14 protein-coding genes are annotated in these 16,904 nt (G+C 59.0%); all 14 read left to right on the top strand.

The features are described from left to right. Nucleotides 1-4 precede the first annotated feature (4 nt). The gene (locus tag ACG2LG_RS09825; protein WP_396258549.1) at nt 5-1,531 is read left to right on the top strand and encodes a hypothetical protein; all 1,527 of its coding nucleotides are present in this window, start codon (nt 5-7) and stop codon (nt 1,529-1,531) included. A 178-nt stretch (nt 1,532-1,709) separates the two neighbouring features. Further along, the gene (gene rfbB / locus ACG2LG_RS09820) at nt 1,710-2,792 is read left to right on the top strand and encodes a dTDP-glucose 4,6-dehydratase (protein ID WP_396258547.1); all 1,083 of its coding nucleotides are present in this window, start codon (nt 1,710-1,712) and stop codon (nt 2,790-2,792) included. 60 nt (nt 2,793-2,852) lie between these two features. Continuing rightward, entirely contained in the window at nt 2,853-3,716 is an 864-nt protein-coding gene (gene rfbA, locus ACG2LG_RS09815) for a glucose-1-phosphate thymidylyltransferase RfbA (protein WP_396258546.1), read from the top strand. A 34-nt stretch (nt 3,717-3,750) separates the two neighbouring features. Continuing rightward, nucleotides 3,751-4,821 carry a DegT/DnrJ/EryC1/StrS family aminotransferase gene (locus tag ACG2LG_RS09810; protein ID WP_396258545.1) on the top strand — a complete coding sequence of 357 codons (1,071 nt, stop codon included), beginning with the start codon at nt 3,751-3,753 and terminating at the stop codon, nt 4,819-4,821. Between the two features lie 39 nt (nt 4,822-4,860). Then, complete coding sequence (locus ACG2LG_RS09805) at nt 4,861-6,024, top strand: HpcH/HpaI aldolase/citrate lyase family protein (RefSeq protein WP_396258544.1); 1,164 nt, start codon at nt 4,861-4,863, stop codon at nt 6,022-6,024. A 33-nt stretch (nt 6,025-6,057) separates the two neighbouring features. Next, a complete protein-coding gene (locus ACG2LG_RS09800) occupies nt 6,058-6,951 on the top strand; it encodes a peptidase (protein WP_396258542.1) in 894 nt (297 codons plus the stop codon). 40 nt (nt 6,952-6,991) lie between these two features. Further along, nucleotides 6,992-7,915 (top strand): aldo/keto reductase family protein, encoded by a 924-nt coding sequence (locus ACG2LG_RS09795; RefSeq protein WP_396258540.1) that lies wholly within the window; start codon nt 6,992-6,994, stop codon nt 7,913-7,915. 23 nt (nt 7,916-7,938) lie between these two features. After that, nucleotides 7,939-9,285 carry an MmgE/PrpD family protein gene (locus ACG2LG_RS09790; RefSeq protein ID WP_396258539.1) on the top strand — a complete coding sequence of 449 codons (1,347 nt, stop codon included), beginning with the start codon at nt 7,939-7,941 and terminating at the stop codon, nt 9,283-9,285. Nucleotides 9,286-9,288: 3 nt separating this feature from the next. Further along, nucleotides 9,289-10,497: a phosphonopyruvate decarboxylase gene (gene aepY / locus ACG2LG_RS09785; protein WP_396258537.1), complete on the top strand. Its 1,209-nt coding sequence runs from the start codon at nt 9,289-9,291 to the stop codon at nt 10,495-10,497. 14 nt (nt 10,498-10,511) lie between these two features. Next, entirely contained in the window at nt 10,512-11,732 is a 1,221-nt protein-coding gene (locus ACG2LG_RS09780) for an ATP-grasp domain-containing protein (protein ID WP_396258535.1), read from the top strand. Nucleotides 11,733-11,756: 24 nt separating this feature from the next. Next, nucleotides 11,757-13,097, top strand: coding sequence for an adenylosuccinate lyase family protein (locus ACG2LG_RS09775; RefSeq protein WP_396258533.1), 1,341 nt, complete (start codon nt 11,757-11,759; stop codon nt 13,095-13,097). An 18-nt stretch (nt 13,098-13,115) separates the two neighbouring features. After that, nucleotides 13,116-14,126 carry a cyclase family protein gene (locus ACG2LG_RS09770; protein ID WP_396258532.1) on the top strand — a complete coding sequence of 337 codons (1,011 nt, stop codon included), beginning with the start codon at nt 13,116-13,118 and terminating at the stop codon, nt 14,124-14,126. 69 nt (nt 14,127-14,195) lie between these two features. Beyond that, nucleotides 14,196-15,662 carry a lipopolysaccharide biosynthesis protein gene (locus ACG2LG_RS09765; RefSeq protein WP_396258530.1) on the top strand — a complete coding sequence of 489 codons (1,467 nt, stop codon included), beginning with the start codon at nt 14,196-14,198 and terminating at the stop codon, nt 15,660-15,662. Nucleotides 15,663-15,736: 74 nt separating this feature from the next. Further along, nucleotides 15,737-16,768 (top strand): glycosyltransferase, encoded by a 1,032-nt coding sequence (locus tag ACG2LG_RS09760; protein WP_396258528.1) that lies wholly within the window; start codon nt 15,737-15,739, stop codon nt 16,766-16,768. Nucleotides 16,769-16,904 lie beyond the last annotated feature (136 nt).

The following is a 16,904-nucleotide window of genomic DNA, read 5'->3' as shown; positions in this document are numbered from 1 at the left end:
CTGAATGAACAACACCCGGTCCATCCAAGGCATCGCCGTCCTCATTGTGGGGATGATCACGGCGATCTGGTTGGGTGTCTCCATCGTCACCAATCAGACCGACACGATTCTGAGGGGCGGCGCGGTCGCACTCCTCATCACCTGTCTGCTACTGGGTCGCCGGATCTGGCTGCTCGCGATCCTGTTTTCGGTCTTGGATGTTCAGCTCATCCGGGGGTTTGGCACGCTGGAGATCGGGCGTTTTCTCTTCATTGGCTTTACCTTGTTATTGGTGCTGATGCGGAGGCAGCCCCTGCGCTTCAAGTTCACCGAGCTAGAGCTATGGATGCTTCTTGTGGCAGGTTGCGTGATCCAGGTGTATCTGCGCAATCCGGTAGGCCTAAGCATGTTTGGGGCCGAAGCAGTCGGCGGCCGCCCATACTTCTTGATGGGAGTCGCATTTCTATACGGGATGGTGTTGGCAAATATCGTGGTGCCTGCGAAAGAGATCAGGTGGGCGTTCTGGATTTCGCTGTGGGCCGGCTTTATCGGGCCCGTTCTGAGCCATTTCCGCATGGGTGTGGGACGGCAAGTCGATCAGAGCACGATGGACAATCGAACGCTGGGGGATGATCGGCGAACCGCGCAGATCGGGGTGCTCGGATCGTTTGGGGTGCACTTGTCACGAGTTGTAAGCAGTTTCGTCTCGCCGGTCCGGGCAATGCTTCATCCCCTGTGGTTTCCGGTCGTCTTGATCAGTTTTGTCGCTGCGGCAGGGAGTGGGTATCGGAACATGATCGCCTATGTTGGTATCTTTTATCTCATTGGCATCGCCTACCGGGGAGGGGTGAAGTCGCTCATCATCGCTGCGGGGGGTGGGGTGATGGCGCTGGCCGCGCTCGCGTTCGTCAATGTGGCCGCGCCGCTTCCCCCGAACGTGCAGCGGGCCCTTACTCCTTTTCCGGGGACATGGGAGGAGCAGTATGTCAAACAAGCTGAAGCCTCCACCGAGTGGCGGGTCGAGATGTGGAAAGAAGCTCTGTTCACTCCCTATTGGATCGACAACAAGGTTCTGGGGGATGGGCTTGGCTTTAATGCAAGAGAATTGCGAATGCTCCAGGACGTCAATGAAGGTGGTTCTGGCATTGGCACGGAAGGCTCGGAGTTGAGCTCACAGCAGGTCGGCATGATGATCACGGGTGGTTACCACAGCGCTCCGGTGGAAACAGTGCGTACGGTTGGATACGTTGGGCTTATCTGTGTGCTGACACTCATGATTCGGATTGCGGTGCATGCCCACAGACAGATCCTCCGCTGTCGTGGAACCGAGTGGTATCCCGTCGCCCTCTTCTTCTGCATCCCCATGATCGCCAAGCCTTTCATCTTCACCTTTATTGTGGGTGGGTTTGGCCAGGATGTTGCAGGGGCCTTCGCCAGCTACGCGATGGTCAGGATTTTTGAGAAAAACTTGCCTCTGCCCGCTTATGCGCGGAAGGGTCGCGGCGTGCATGTTCCGCTGGCCGTTCTCAACCGGCGAAAGCAGCCTGTGTGAAACAGCCCTTGCCCGTGAGCTTGACGGTTTTGACTTTGAAATTGAATCGAATCTTGCACCGCCACCGAGGGGGCATATTTGACACTTTTGTGAAAAGTGGCGAAACGCGAGGATCAAGTTTGTGCGCGATTGCGCAACAAGGATCCGAGAGGCCAAACTGAATAGCATGTCCAAGCAAATGAGAATCCTCGTCACTGGCGGAGCTGGTTTCATCGGATCAAATCTTGTGCGCCTTGCCCTGCAAAGAGGTCATCACGTGCTCAATCTCGATAAGTTGACTTATGCGGGAAATCTTTCGTCGTTGCGGGATTTGGAGGACCACGAGAACTACCGGTTCGTTCGGGCCGATATCTGCGATGCTCAGGCCCTCCGCTCAGCCTTCGAAGAGTTTCGGCCCGACGCGGTGCTTCATTTGGCCGCTGAATCCCATGTTGATCGCTCCATCGACGGTCCTGGCGAGTTCATCCGCACCAATATCAACGGCACCTACACTCTTCTTCAGGCTGCCCGCGATTACCTTTCCGCTTCCCGTGTCTCGCCTTCCGACTTTCGCTTCCTCCACGTTTCCACCGATGAAGTTTACGGCTCCCTGGGTGGCACTGGACTCTTCACCGAGGAAACACGCTACGACCCCCACTCTCCCTATTCCGCAAGCAAGGCGGCGTCCGACCACCTTGTGCGGGCTTGGGGCGATACCTACGGCCTGCCGGTGCTCATCACCAATTGCTCGAACAACTACGGCCCCTACCAGTTTCCTGAAAAACTGATCCCCGTCGTCATCCTCAAGGCCCTGCGCGGCGAAGCCATCCCGGTCTATGGGAAGGGGGAGAACGTCAGGGATTGGCTCTACGTCGAGGATCACGCTGACGCCTTGTTGACCGTTGTCGAAAAGGGTATCCCCGGTGAGACCTACAACATCGGCGGCAACAATGAGATGCGCAACATCGACCTTGTCCGGCTTCTCTGCCGGATTCTCGACGACGAGCTTGAATCCCGCCCCGCCCTCCGCTCGAAGGATTTGACCTCGGGCCTCGGACCTCCGACTTCCGAAAGCCTTATTGCCTTCGTGGCCGACCGACCGGGACACGACCTGCGCTATGCGATCGATGCCTCCAAGATCGAGCGTGAGCTCGGATGGAAGCCAAAGCAGGACCACGAGTCCGGTTTCCGCAAGACCGTGCAGTGGTACTTGGAGAATGAGACCTGGTGGCAGGACATCCTTGATGGAAAGTATCAACTCGAACGCCTTGGGACCTCGTAATGTGCCGGTAGCAGATTTTGATTTCAGCGTCTCAGAATTTCAAACTTTCAGCATTTACTCATGAAGGGCATTGTTCTCGCAGGCGGATCGGGCACCCGCCTTTTTCCGTGCACCATGGCGGTCAGCAAGCAGTTGCTGCCGGTCTATGACAAGCCGATGGTGTACTACCCGCTGTCGGTCCTGATGCTTGCCGGGATCCGCGAGATCCTGATCATCTCGACGCCGGTCGATCTCCCGCTCTACGAACGCCTGCTGGGTGATGGTTCCCAATTTGGGATCCGTATTGAGTATGCGGAGCAACCCCGACCCGAGGGACTCGCTCAGGCCTTTCTGATTGGCGAGGAGTTCATCGCGGGAGACGGCTGTGCGCTGGTGCTTGGCGATAACCTCTTCTATGGTCAGAGCTTTTCGCCAAAACTCAAGGAGGCGGTGGGGCGCCAGAGTGGTGCGACGATTTTCGGATACCAGGTCCACGATCCCCAACGATTCGGCGTTGTGGAGTTCGGTTCTGACGGCAAGGCCGTCTCGATTGAGGAAAAGCCGGAGAAGCCGAGGTCGAGCTACGCGGTGACGGGCCTCTACTTCTACGATCATGACGCCGTCTCGATCGCCAAGGAAGTGAAGCCTTCCGCACGGGGCGAGCTTGAGATCACCTGCATCAACCGCGCCTATCTCGAGAGAGGGGATCTCTTTGTCGAAGTGCTCGGCCGTGGTTACTCGTGGCTGGACACCGGTACTCACGAGTCGCTGCTTGAGGCGTCCCAGTTCGTGCGGACGATCGAGCATCACCAGGGGTTCAAGGTGGCCTGTCTGGAGGAGATTGCATGGCGCAACGGTTGGCTGGATGCCGCCGGACTCGGTCGCCGCATCGATGAGCTCGGGAGAACGGGCTATGCCACCTACCTCCGCGAGCTCCTCAAGTGAGGTGGCCGCCGAAGAGTTAGCACTTACTCATTCAATGATTCCGGTCACGCAGCCGTCGTGCGCTCCCTTGGACGAATACCGGGAGTTGCTCGCTGAGATATGGGATCGCGGGATCCTGACCAACAACGGTCCGGTTCTCCAGCGCTTCGAGGCGGGGGTCACACGACAGCTGAACCTGCCCGACTTCGTGGCGGTCAGCAATGGAACGCTCGCCATCCAGCTCGCGATTCGGGCGCTGGATCTGCGCGGGGACATCGTTACCACTCCCTTCACCTGGGTTGCGACCCTCAGTGCGATCCAATGGGAAGGATGCCGTCCGGTCTTCTGCGATGTGCGGCCGGATACCTTCAACATCGATCCCGAAGGGCTCGAGCGGGCGATCACTCCGGACACGGTGGCGATCCTGCCGGTCCACGTCTTCGGCAATCCCTGCGACGTCGAGGCCATCGAGGAAGTTGCCGGTCGGCATGGACTCAAGGTGATCTACGACGCCGCTCATGCCGTTGGTTCGACCTATCGGGGGCGCAGTCTTCTGGAGTATGGCGACATCTCGGCGACCAGCCTGCATGCCACCAAGATTCTCAACACCGCAGAAGGCGGTGCCTGCGTTGCCCGCGACCCGGAACTGAGCGCCCGCCTCCGGCGACTTCGTTCTTTCGGGTTCGACGACGGCAAGGAGATCGTTGAGGAAGGGTGCAACGGCAAGCTCTCGGAGCTCCACGCTGCGCTGGGGCTGGCGAATCTGCGCCACCTCGACGACATCCTCATCGACCGTAAGCGCAAGTATGCGCTCTATCGCGAGCTGTTGGACGGCGTGCCAGGGTTGGTGTTCCAGAAGCTGGAACGGGGCGAGCCGAACTACTCGTACTTTCCGGTGCTCTTTGGCGATGCCGCCGCATGCACTGACGCCGATCAAAGACTCCAGAACGCTGGGGTGATAGCGCGGCGTTATTTTCATCCCTCAGTGAACACGCTGGAGAAGATCGTGCCGGGAGCCCCGCGGATGTCGATCTCCGAGGATCTTTCATCGCGCATCCTTTGCCTGCCGCTCTACCGTCAGCTCGCGGATGACGACATTCGGCGGGTCGCCTCCCTGCTGCGGTGAGTGAACCCGAAGGATTGCTCCACGCCTTTTCCACCAACCATGAAGCACCATCACGACCGCAAGCGTGACTTCCAGTTCGTCCACGAACCGGTCGAATTCGACAAGAGGAGCGAGAAGGAGAAGCTGCAGTACTGCCTCGGCGGAACGCTCTACATGCCGGGAACGAAGGAAGTCCTCGACAAGATCCTCACGCGACACATCAAGGCAATGACCTCGATGGTGATGTGCTTCGAGGATGCCATCGCCAAGGCCGATCTGCCCCGGGCCGAGGCAAACGTGCTCTACCATCTGGAGAGCATTACCGGCGCCCTTGACTCAGGCCGGTTGGAGATCGGAGACATCCCGCTGATCTTCCTAAGGGTCCGGGATGTCGGGCAGTTCCGCGAGTTCGTTGGTCGTCTTGACGCTCGCCACGCCCGTTCTCTGAGCGGCTTCGTGTTTCCGAAGTTCTACACCAGCAACGCCACCGACTACCTCTCCATCCTCTACGACCTGAACGCCCGGCTCGACGTCGAGCTCTACGGAATGCCCATTCTTGAGGGACGCAGCATCGCCTACATAGAGACCCGGATTGAGGAGCTGTGTGATCTGCGGTCGCAGCTCGAGCCGTTCCGCTCCCAGATTCTGAACGTCCGCGTCGGTGGCACTGACTTTTCGGCGTTGTTCGGGGTCCGTCGCGGGATGAACTCGTCGATATACGACATCATCACGGTTCGCGACTGTTTGGCCGACATCCTGAACATCTTCGGGCGCTCGGAGAGCGGCTACGTCGTCTCCGCACCGGTCTGGGAGTATTTCCTCGCTTACAGGGAAGACGACATCCGGGGGCTTCTCGAAGGAGACCTGCATCGGTCGCTGTTCAACCGCCAGCAGGTCCTCAACGATGCGATCGACGGGCTGCTGCGGGAGGTTACGCTGGACAAGGCGAACGGTTTCATAGGCAAGACCGTGATCCATCCCTCGCACCTTCGCTTCGTCAACGCCATGCAGGCGGTGACGCGCGAGGAGCACGAGGATGCTATCCAGATCCTCGAGGCTTCCGGCGGTGTTATCAAGAGCGCTAAGGCGAACAAGATGAACGAAATCGAGCCGCATAGAAGCTGGGCATTCCAGGTCGCCTCGCGGGCCGAGGCGTTTGGCGTGATCGAAAGCGAGGCCGACTACATCAAGCTGTTCTTCGAGGAGGACCACGAGTCCGTCTGATCCCGGAATATCCCAACCAATCACCGACGATTCATGAAAGCCACTCGTGCGTTTCTCGAAAGCCTGCACCTGCCTGGAGGGGACCTTTACTCGCTGCCGGATTCGGACAAGCGCTTCCCCGATGGCGCGCAGTACCGATTCGAAGTTCCCGGCATCCAGTCGCCGGGTCCAATGCGGGCCCTGTTGTCCGAACTCGAATCGCTCGGCCAGCCCGTCCACCGCGTGACGCAGACCAAGGGCATCATGCTGCTCTCCGACGGGGAGATAGAGGAAATGGTTGGCCTCGCCGCCGAGCATCACGTCGAGCTGGTCCTCTCGATCGGTCCCCGTGCGACCTACGACACCAGCGCCTCGGTACACACGCCGGAGGGTCAGCGCATGGGCTATCGTCTGCGTGGACAGGATCAGGTGGTGCGTGCCATCGAGGATGTGAAACGAGCCGCCGATCTCGGCTGCCGGTCGTTCCTGGTTTATGACGAGGGCAATCTGTGGGCGCTCGACAAGTTCCGCGAAGCCGGGGAGATCCCGAACGACTGCCGATTCAAGGTTTCGGCCCACGCCGGGCATGGGAATCCCTGCTCGGCGAAACTGCTCGAGGAGATCGGGGCGGACTCGTTCAATCCGGTCCGGGACTCGCAGCTCCAGTCACTCGCCGCAATTCGAGCCGCCATCCGCATTCCGATCGACGTCCATACCGAGAATCCGGCCTCGTCGGGCGGCTTCATCCGTCACTACGAGGTGCCCGAGATGATCCGCGTCTGCGCGCCGATCTACCTCAAGACCGGCGGCTCTGTGGCCAAGACCCACAGTTGGGAGTCGTCGGATGCCGATGCCAGGAAGCGCGCCAAGCAGGTGATGCTGGTGAAGCGCATGATCGACTCCTACTACCCCAAAGCCGTCGCTTCGGAAATGGGTTCCGTTTCCTGAAACACGACATGGCATTCTGATGAACGCAATCCTTGGTACCATGACCTTCGGGCCGCAGGTGGGCTCCGATGAGGCGTCCTTAATGGTCCGCCGCTTCCTCGATGCCGGTCATCGTGAGATTGACTCCGCCTTTGTTTACAACAGTGGCGACACCGAGCGGATGCTGGGAGGGATCCTTCCGGATCTCGAGCGCAGCAGCTTTTCCATCGCGACGAAGGTCAACCCCCGCATCAGCGGCAGGCTGGATGGGGAGGCGGTGCAAGCGCAGCTTCGTGAGTCGCTCGAACGCATGAATCTCGGCAAAGCCGATATCCTCTACTTTCACTTTCCCGATCCGAGAACCCCGGTCGAAGGAGCACTGGAGGCATGTGCGGAATTGCACAGCGAGGGACTTTTCGACGAACTGGGACTCAGTAATTTCGCAGCGTGGCAGGTGATAGATATCTGGCATATCTGCCGTTGCGAGGGGTGGCCTACGCCATCGGTTTATCAGGGGCTCTACAACGGTCTCAGCAGGGGTGTTGAGAGTGAGCTCATCCCTGCTCTACGGTGGCTCGGAATGCGATTCTGTGCCTACAATCCGCTTGCCGGTGGAATCCTCGCCGGCAGGTATCGGGATTTTGGCGGTGATCCTTCGGAGGGCCGCTTCACCGAACGCCCGAACTATCGCAACCGCTACTGGAAGAAGCCGTTTTTTGACGCCCTTGAGATCCTCCGCCAAGCGTGTGAAAGAGAGGGAGCTTCGCTGGTTGAAACCGCCTTCCGCTGGTTGGCTTCGCATTCCGCTCTTGATCCATCTGAGGGTGATGCAGTCATCCTCGGTGCCTCGAGTCTGGCCCAGCTTGAGCAGAATCTCTCCGCGATGCAAAGGTCACCGCTTCCGGAGCCGATTGTATCCGCATTCGATGCCGCATGGGAGGCAGCCCGACCCGAGTGCCCCTCATATTTCCGGAGCTCTGTTTGAAGCAGGTCCTGCCTTTCGACTCGATGAACATCACCGACCAATTTCTCCGCGGCATCGTACGACTGGCCGAGCAGCCTGTTCTTCCGGCTGCGCGGCATCATGCGTGCCGCTGTCTTCTCGATTACCTCGGTGCGACCCTCGCCGGGTCGCGGTTGATCGGCGACCAGTTGAGCCGCCTGCTGAACGCCCTTGGTGAGGGCGCACCGACGGCGTCAATGATTGGGATGAATCGCCGTAGCTCGATGACGCATGCGGCCCTCATCAACGGGATTGCATCACACGCTGCGGAACTTGACGACGGAGTCATTTCCGGAATCATTCACCCGGGTGGGCCGGTTTTCACATCGTTGCTGGCGGTGGCTCAACACCACGAATCACGCGGCGAGGACTTTTTGCGAGGGGTTGTCGTCGGATACGAGGCGGCCGTGAAACTCGCGGAGGCGGTCCAGCCGCATCACAAGCTGCGCGGATGGCATGCAACGGCCACCTGCGGCGCGGTCGGGGCGGCAGTGGGAATCATGGTCATGCGGTCGGCGGAGTCGAAGGCCCTGAAGAACGCTTTCTCGGCAGCCGTCGTTTCAGCCGGGGGATCACTGAAGGTTCTTCAAGGCGATTCGCACCTCAAGCCATTCAACCCCGGACACGCATCCGTCTCGGCAATCACGGCGATGGCTCTGGCAGAAGCAGGATTTGAAGGCCCCGATGATCCTCTGGGTGGTCCTTCCGGGTTCCTCGAGATGATGGCGGGAAGCTGGAACGAGGCGACCTTGACAAGTGAGTCGTCCGCACCCATTGCCGTCGAAAGAGTCTACTTCAAGCCGCACGCCGCTTGCCGCTACTGTCATCCTGCGATTGACGCCGCTCTAGAACTGAGAGCCGTGCCCGGCTTTGATGGGCGGAGAATCCGGAGTATTAGGGTCAGGACCTATCAGCTCGCAGTGGCTGGGCATGATCATGTCGCGCCAGAGAGCGTCTCTTCCGCAAAGATGAGCATCCCATTCAGCGTGGCGGTGGCTCTTTTACGCGGACGGGCCGGTATCGACGAATACACGGAGGAGACGATCCGCGACGTGCTGGTCATCTCGCTTGCCAGATTGGTGGAAGTTTCCGCAGACGACGGTCACACGGCGGTCTTTCCCGCGCAGACGCCCGCCAGAGTCGATCTGACCCTGGATGACGGCAGCATTCTAACGGCCGAGGTGCGAGAGCCGAAAGGGGATCCGGGCGCACCGCTTTCCGACGAGGAAGTCGACGACAAGTTTCTTTCCCTTGCCCGATTTGCGGGCTTGGAGCCCGACCGGGCCTCCGCTCTTCGAGACGCGGCCCGGCAGTTCGATGAGCATGCAGCCGACCTGTATCAGTTACTTTAGCATGTGGGCGATGCCTGGATCCGGCATGTCTCCACCATTTTCTGCTCCAATCCCATGATCGATCTACAAGCCTACCGCGAATGTCTTGATAAATGCGGCGTCGAATTCATCTCCGGAGTGCCCGACACGCTACTGAATGATCTGTGCCTCTATTTTGAAAGGGATTGGCCCGAGGGACGGCATGTCATCGCCGCCAACGAGGGAGGGGCCATTGCTCTGGCAGCGGGCTATCATCTCGCCACCGGCACCGTGCCGATGGTTTACATGCAGAATTCAGGACTGGGAAACGCCGTCAATCCCTTGGCCTCCCTTGCCGACCGAAGCGTTTATGGGATTCCGATGGTGCTGGTGGTTGGCTGGCGCGGTGCTCCGGGAACCAATGATTGGCCACAACACCAGCGGCAGGGCGAGTTGACTCCCAAGTTGTTGACAGCGATGGGGATCCCCCATCGGGTGGTCTCCGAGCCGGCCGAAGCGGTCGCCGCGACGATCTGGGCCACTGCCGCAGCCCTGGAATCGAGCACGCCGACAGCGCTGGTGATTCGAAAGGGCGTTTTTGCGCTTCCCGAGAAGGCAGGCTTCGGGCCTTCGGCGCACGGCTACGAGGTCAGCCGTGAGCAGGCCATCGAAGCAGTGATTTCCGCCGCGCGATCCGACGCGCTTTTCGTGGCGACGACCGGAAGAGCGACCCGGGAACTTCATGCGTTGAGGGTTGCGCGCAACGAGCCGCATGACCGTGATTTCCTGAATGTCGGGGCCATGGGGCACGCCCTTTCGATCGCAATGGGCTTGGCTTTGGCTCGGCCGGATCTCCCTGTCATCTGTCTCGATGGGGACGGGGCTGGATTGATGCACATGGGCTCCCTTGCCATTGCCGGCAAGTCCCGCTGTCCAAACCTGCTGCATGTCCTGCTGAACAACGGGGTTCACGAGTCTGTCGGCGGGCAGGGAACCGCTGGCTTCGCTACAGACTTCTGTTCGGTTGCCCGCAACTGCGGCTACACTTCGGTCAACGGGCCACTTCGCGAGGGTCATGAACTGACCGAGGCGGTGAGGTCAATGCATGGGAAAGGTCCGGGCTTCATTGAAATGAGGATTTGCAAGGGCATGCGCGCCGACGTTCCGGTTCTCCGAATGGAGCCGGAAGAACTGAAGAACCAACTGATGGCTCGGCTCACTTCGCGGGGAGAATCCAAGCCCGTCGCGGGATGACGCAACTTTCCCGAATGCCAATCGCTCTGGTGTTGGGCGGGACAGCCCCGCACGCGGAGCTTTGCCTTCGGCTGAAAGACCGCGGCTACCATGTCGTCCTGATCGACTATCTCGAAGCGCCGCCTGCGAAGTTCTTCGCCGACGAACATCTCGTCGAGAGCACTCTTCATCCGGACAAGGTGCTAGCCATCGCGCGGGAGCGTCGAGCCGAGCTGGTGATCGCAACCTGCGTGGATCAGGCGAACGTGACTGCCGTCGGAGTGCTTGAGAAACTCGGGAAGCACGTCCCCTACAGTCATGAGACGGCCCGGCTGGTTTCCGATAAGGTTCGGATGAAGGCGCGGATGGCGGAAGGAGGAATTCCATCCTCGCGCTTTGTGACGGTGAGCGATGCGTTGTCGGAGGAGTGGAGGCATCTTCGCTTCCCCCTTATCGTGAAACCGAGTGACAGCAATGGATCGAAAGGAGTCCGGCGGTGCGACACGCCTGCCGAGGTGCGTTGTCATCTGAAATTGGCTCTGACGCACAGTCGGTCCGGTTCGGCAGTGGTCGAGGAGTTCGTGACCGGGCGGGAAATTGCTTTCGACTCCTACGTCTCGGACAAGGGTGTGCGGATCCTTATGACGCGGGAGCGGCGCAAGATCGGCGAGGCAGGCGGTCCGATACAGCAGATATTTGGATCATTCTGGCCCGCCTCCGTGAGCAGTGACATTGAGGCCAAGCTTACTGAGGTTGGTGATCGGATCGCCGAGACTTTCGGTCTCCGCAACACGCCCCTGATGGTTCAAACGATCGTAAACGGCGAAGATGTGAGTGTGATCGAGTTCGCGCCACGTATCGGGGGCGGCGAGAACCATCACATCATTGAGGTGGCGACGGGGTGCGACGTGCTGGGCGCAGCGATCGATTCCTACCTTGGTGAGGTCCCTGTAATCAAGCCGCGGAAGCCTGAAAAGATCTTTCTGGATAGCTATCTGTATGCGCGCCCGTGCGTCCTGGGGGGTGTTCAAGGCCTTGAGCAACTCGGACAGGAGGGACGAGTTGATTGGTTGAAGATATACAAAGCTCCAGGCACACGAGTTGGAGAGGAAATCTCCAGCAACAACCGAATTGCGTCGTTTACGATTTCCGCTGATTCGGAGGAAGAGGGATTGCTGAAGATCGATGAGATCCTGACCGATATCGAGATTCGAGATTCCGATGGGAACCCGGTCATGCTCCGGGAAATCTATTGATTCATTTCCAGAGTAGGGACTCCTATGGCAACGATTATTGATTCTCCCTACTACGGGGACGCGTTTACAAATGCGGAAGTGCGGGAGGTGTTTAGCGACGGACAGCGCTTCACTTCGTGGCTCGAGGTCGAGGCGGCACTGGCCCGGGCGGAGGCGTTGGTCGGGTTGATCCCGGAGTCGGCGGCGGAGGGGATCACGGCGGCAGCGAGGTTTGAGAACCTCGAGCCGGACGCCATGCGCGAGCACTACCGTCGTGTGGGCTTTCCTATCGTGCCGCTCGTCAAGCAACTGTCCGCCGCCTGCGATCCCGAGGTCGCTCGCTTTGTTCATTGGGGAGCGACGACCCAGGACATCGTGGATACCGGCCTGGTGCTCCAGATGCGGACGGCGCTGAAACCGATTGAGTCGGATCTCGATGCCATCATCAGCTCCCTCGCCGGTTTGGCTGTGGAGCATCGTGACACGGTAATGGCGGGTCGGACCTTCCAGCAGCAGGCGGCGCCGATCACCTTCGGCTTCAAGGTGGCGGTCTGGCTTGATGAGCTGTTGCGTCACCGGGAGCGCCTGCCGGCGATCAAGCGGCGCGCGCTCGTCTGCCAGTTCGGCGGTGCCGTGGGCACCCTGGCGACCTTGGGTGATGACGGCCTGCGCGTGCTCAAGGCCCTCAGTCGCGAACTCGATCTCGAAGAGCCTCCGATTTCCTGGCATACCGCGCGGGACGGCTGGACCGAACTCGTGTTCTGGTTGGCGATGGTTGGAACCACGCTACGGAAAATCGCCGAGGAGGTCGCCATGCTGATGCGGACCGAGGTTAGCGAGGTTCGGGAGCCCTTTGAGGAAGGTCGTGGGGGAAGCAGCACCATGCCGCAGAAGCGGAACCCGATCGCCTGCCCGATCATCATCGCCCTCGGCAAGTGCCTGAAGGAGACCGTGAGCTGCCAGATGGAGGCGATGGTGCAGGATCACGAGCGAGCCGTGGCTTCCCAACCGCTTGAGTGGCTGACGATTCCCGACGCTTTCGTGCTGCTTTCGGGCAGTCTTCTGCAATCCCGCGAGATGTTGGGTGGCCTGCAGGTCGATGTGGAGAGCATGGAACGGAACCTGCAGATCGGGAATGGGCTGCTGATGGCCGAGGCGGTCATGATGGGTCTGGCACCGATCGTCGGTCGCGGAGAAGCGCACGAGATCGTGACCGTGGCGGCATCGCGGGCCATCGAGGAGAACCTGACGCTCAAGCAGGCTTTGCTGGAGGACGAGCAAGTGAGCGGTCGGCTTTCTGAAAGCGAGCTGGATGGCTTGTTGTCGCCGGCAAACTACCTCGGCGTGGCCGGAGCCATGATCGACCGGGTGCTTTCCCGAGTCTGAAGCATCATAGACCGATCCATGACACGACCACCAATCAAACGTCCCGACCATTCCACTTGGGGAGACTGGGGGCCGGATGATCAGCTCGGCCGCCTGAACCTGATCGGCCCCGAACAGGTGCTCAAGGGGGTGAAGGAGGTGCGAGAGGGCAAGACCTTCTGCCTGAGCCTGCCGCTCGACCTGCCCGGTGGAACGTTGATCAGCCCGGTACGCCATCCCCCGAAGATGAAGCCGGTGATCCGAAACGGAACCGAGTACTACAACTACTGCTGGTGCCAGGTGAATCCCGATCTCAAGGAAGTCGCCGCGGACGATTCGGTGACGCTCTACACGCAGTATTCCACCCAGTGGGACAGTCTTGCCCATCGCGGCGCGCTTTTCGATCCGGAGGGATCGGGTGAGGAGGTCCCATGCTACTACAACGGCGTGCGGGCCGAAGCCGCTCTCGGACTTGACGGCGACGGCCACGTGAAGGCCCACCGCCTTGGCGTCGAGCACATGGCTGTCCACGGCGTGCAGGGGCGCGGGGTGCTGGTGGACTTCCACCGAATCTACGGCAACAAACGGCACAAGGTGGGATACGACGACCTGATGCGCGCGCTCGACGATCAGAAGGTGGTGGTGGAGCCCGGCGACATCTTTTGTTTCTGGACCGGGCTCGATCGCTTGATCCTGGACATGAAGGGGGAGCCGGAACCCTGGATCAAACATGCCTGCGCCGTGCTGGACGGTCGTGACGAGCGATTGTTGGAGTGGATCGAGACCAGCGGAGTGGCCGCGATCGGCTCCGACTCGATCGCCGTCGAGGCCGCTGGCGAACCGCTTCCAGACGATCACGGAGGGCATGCGCTGCCGCTGCACGACCGCTGCCTGTTCCGCCTTGGGGTGCATCTCGGGGAGTTGTGGCATCTGGCCGACCTTGCGGTGTGGCTGAGTGAGCACGACCGCAGCCGGTTTCTTCTCACGGCACCGCCGCTCCGTCTGCCTGGGGCGGTTGGCAGTCCCGTGACACCGATTGCCACCGTTTGAGACAGATGTGCTCTCCCCGCTCCGCCCCTAGCACATCCTCAGGCCCTGCACATCCCGCACCTTGCTTCCTTGTCACTCACCAACAAAGCCGTCTCCGGCGTTCTCTGGACCTCCTCCCATCAGGTCGGACAGATCATCCTCCAGTTTGTGGTCGGAATCGTCTTGGCGCGCCTTCTCGATCCTGCCGACTACGGCCTGTTTGCATTGGTGGGTGTCTTTCTAGTATTCTTCAACATACCGGTTGAAGGGGGACTGGCTTTGGCTGTTGTCCAGCGGAAGGACCTGAGCGACGAGGATGTCTCGACGGTTTTTTGGTTCAATCTCGGCGCAAGTCTGACAGCGTATGCTGCCGTATGGTTCGGGGCGCCGCTGCTGGCTGCATTCTACTCCGAACCGGAACTGGTCTCAATGACCCGGGTCGTTGGAGCCACAGTGATCATTGGCGCATTAGCGATCTGTCAAAAAGCCCGGCTCGAACGCAAAATGGAGTTTCGTAAGCTGGCGCTGGTGCAACTGCCGGCGTTCGCAGTCAGCGCTGCCGTGGCAATCTGGATGGCCCATAGCGGCTTTGGGGCCTGGTCACTCGTCGGGATGGCGCTTACATCCACCGGTCTTACTTGCCTGACAATCTGGGGGGTATCATCGTGGCGACCAGGTCTCTGTTTTAGCACAAGATCTTTCCGGGCCTTGTTTGGATTTGGAGTGAACACCGCTCTCGAGAGCCTAAGCAATGCGGTTTTCCAGAACCTGCTTACCTTGGTCATCGGCCGGATCTACAGTCCCATCGAAGTAGGATTCTACAACCGTGCCCGCCACTACCAACAACTGCCCGCAGGAAGTATCTACTCGGTACTCGCCAAGGTAATGCTGCCGCTGCTTTCTTCGGTGCAGGATCAACCTCATCGCCTCAGACGTGCATTCAGCCAAGCTCTACGACTTTCAACAATACTCTCATTTCCCGCTCTACTTGGCCTGGCCGCCCTGGCGGAACCCTTAGTTTGGCTCATGATCGGAGAGAAGTGGCTCCCTTGTGTTCCCTACCTCCAGATCCTGTGCCTCTCGGCGACCATTCTGCCTGTACAAGCGATCAACGTGAACGCCATTCTTTCTCAGGGTCGATCGGACATCAGCCTCAAGATCAACCTCATCAAGAAACTCAATCTGGCGATCGTCATCGCGCTGACCTATCCCTACGGGATTGAAGCCATGCTTTGGGGGCAAGTTGCCACTTCGATCCTCGCATTCTTCATCAATGCCTGGCCAAACCGAAAGCTAATGCACTTTGGCATCCGCAAGCAACTTCAAATTATGGCTCCCTATGCCATCATCTCTCTGATCATGGCGGTGGCAGTGATGGTTGTGGTGTATGGCCTCAAGGCCTCGCCCTGGGTCGAGGTCCTCGTTGGGGTCTTACTTGGTGTATTAATCTACCTCATCGGAATCAGAATCGTCAGAGTCCCAGAGCACCGTGAACTCGCCAGCCTTGCCGCTAGGTTGCCTGTTGCGGGAAGGGTGCTCCAATTTGTACTGACTTAGCAAGGAAGGTTCTCGGATCCTATCTGTCGCCGCATGAATAGCATCCAACCATTGAAAAAGTCAAAAATCCAATGATGTCTGACCCCCATCTGATCAGCAATTTGACTTGGGAAAAGGCGAACGAGCTTATAGACGCCTACACTGAAGAGATCTCGTCGGAGAATCTGTGCCCAAATCCGTTGGCAAGTGTCCGGGTGAGCACTTATCAGCATGAGGCCTTTGTACGACAGTGTATGGACGGGATACTGGACCAGGTCACGGACTTCCCCTTTGAGATTGTGGTCGGCGATGACGGCTCAACCGACGGAGCCTTCAAGATTCTCAGCGAGTATCAGAAGCAAAACCCGGATAAAATCAGGCTCTTTCGCTCAGTCTCGAACCTGGGTCGTTACACCGGGAGCGGCCTGCTCAATGGAATCAGGATTCGGCGGGCCTGTCGCGGCAAGTACATTGCACTGCTTGAAGGCGATGACTACTGGACCTCACCTGACAAACTGCAACGTCAGGTGGACCTCTTGGAATCAAACAACGAACTTTCTGCTGCATTCCATGACGTGGAAATCATCGGAGATTGGGCGGGTGAGCAGATATTCGTCGATTACGGGGACAAGACGCTGATTGGGTTTGATGATTTGATGACGTTCGAGACGCCGATCGCCTTTGGGAGCCTGGTACTCAGAGAGTCGTGCATGACCATGGATGACTTCCCGGAGTGGCGCCTCAATGCGCCGGTGGGAGATATTCTCACGTTTGCCCAGTTGGCCTCGAAAGGCCCGATCGCCAGAATTCCGGAAAAACTGGGTGTGTACCGGCGGCATGCCGGGGGAATGACCTCGGATGGTACTCTCAATAGTTTTGACAACTCATTGCGCATGCTCAATATGTTCAGAAATATGCGCCACCATTTTGCTGGAGGTCCAGCGGACGACTACTTTGACTATAGGATTAGATCAATGGTCAGAGTTCTCTTCAAGAGGTCGAGAAGGCCAGCCTGGAATCAGAAGCATCTCTTTGCAAGTCTGCGGGAACTCGCCAAACTTCCCCTCGGCCAAATCTTACTCACGATCCAGGAACACTTTGGCAGGAATAATAAGTATCAATCGTAGCCCACCGACATGAGGAATCAATCAGGTGCGGGGAAAGGTCAATATACTTCTCGGCATCATTATTTCGGATTTCTTGAGTGTGGCAGATATAGTCATCATTGCGGCTGCGTATTAACTCCCGATGATAGAATTGAAG

The organism is Haloferula sp. A504 (assembly GCF_044385805.1).
In the GTDB taxonomy this organism is placed as follows: Bacteria; Verrucomicrobiota; Verrucomicrobiia; order Verrucomicrobiales; family Akkermansiaceae; genus Haloferula.
Note: the sequence above shows the minus strand (reverse complement) of the source record. Positions and strands in the feature narration are given on the sequence as shown.

What these genes read in the sequence shown, in the direction of transcription:
- ACG2LG_RS09825 (WP_396258549.1), top strand. Translation starts at nt 5, where the DNA reads ATGAACAACACCCGGTCCATCCAAGGCATCGCCGTCCTCATTGTGGGG.
- rfbB (WP_396258547.1), top strand. Translation starts at nt 1,710, where the DNA reads ATGAGAATCCTCGTCACTGGCGGAGCTGGTTTCATCGGATCAAATCTT.
- rfbA (WP_396258546.1), top strand. Translation starts at nt 2,853, where the DNA reads ATGAAGGGCATTGTTCTCGCAGGCGGATCGGGCACCCGCCTTTTTCCG.
- ACG2LG_RS09810 (WP_396258545.1), top strand. Translation starts at nt 3,751, where the DNA reads ATGATTCCGGTCACGCAGCCGTCGTGCGCTCCCTTGGACGAATACCGG.
- ACG2LG_RS09805 (WP_396258544.1), top strand. Translation starts at nt 4,861, where the DNA reads ATGAAGCACCATCACGACCGCAAGCGTGACTTCCAGTTCGTCCACGAA.
- ACG2LG_RS09800 (WP_396258542.1), top strand. Translation starts at nt 6,058, where the DNA reads ATGAAAGCCACTCGTGCGTTTCTCGAAAGCCTGCACCTGCCTGGAGGG.
- ACG2LG_RS09795 (WP_396258540.1), top strand. Translation starts at nt 6,992, where the DNA reads ATGACCTTCGGGCCGCAGGTGGGCTCCGATGAGGCGTCCTTAATGGTC.
- ACG2LG_RS09790 (WP_396258539.1), top strand. Translation starts at nt 7,939, where the DNA reads ATGAACATCACCGACCAATTTCTCCGCGGCATCGTACGACTGGCCGAG.
- ACG2LG_RS09780 (WP_396258535.1), top strand. Translation starts at nt 10,512, where the DNA reads ATGCCAATCGCTCTGGTGTTGGGCGGGACAGCCCCGCACGCGGAGCTT.
- ACG2LG_RS09775 (WP_396258533.1), top strand. Translation starts at nt 11,757, where the DNA reads ATGGCAACGATTATTGATTCTCCCTACTACGGGGACGCGTTTACAAAT.
- ACG2LG_RS09770 (WP_396258532.1), top strand. Translation starts at nt 13,116, where the DNA reads ATGACACGACCACCAATCAAACGTCCCGACCATTCCACTTGGGGAGAC.
- ACG2LG_RS09760 (WP_396258528.1), top strand. Translation starts at nt 15,737, where the DNA reads ATGTCTGACCCCCATCTGATCAGCAATTTGACTTGGGAAAAGGCGAAC.